The following is a 257-nucleotide window of genomic DNA, read 5'->3' on the forward strand; positions in this document are numbered from 1 at the left end:
GTTGGTCATCACGTAGGCGGCCGGCAGCCAGGCCATCTCGGCGGCGTAGGCGCCCAGCGTGCCCTGCAGGTAGACCAGGTTGGCGGTGACCAGGGCATTGCTGAGGCCGCCGGTCAGGGCGACCACGATGCCGACCAGGGCGAAGGCGATCCGCCGCGGCGTGGGGTGCACGGGCGTGGAGGCCGAGCCGGGCAGCGTCGGGCGCTCGTGCGGTTGCCATTGGCGCGGGACGTACTTGTCGCTCACGGATCGGCAGC

At 72.4% G+C, this 257-nt stretch carries 1 protein-coding gene; it reads right to left on the reverse strand.

All coding sequences use genetic code 11. The features are described from left to right. Positions 1 to 246 (reverse strand): hypothetical protein (locus R0J87_RS22175; protein ID WP_498889015.1); only part of this gene is annotated, 246 nt, incomplete at its 3' end. Positions 247 to 257: the final 11 nt, after the last annotated feature.

This window comes from Halomonas sp. SIMBA_159 (genome assembly GCF_046536035.1).
GTDB lineage: Bacteria > Pseudomonadota > Gammaproteobacteria > Pseudomonadales > Halomonadaceae > Vreelandella > Vreelandella venusta_A.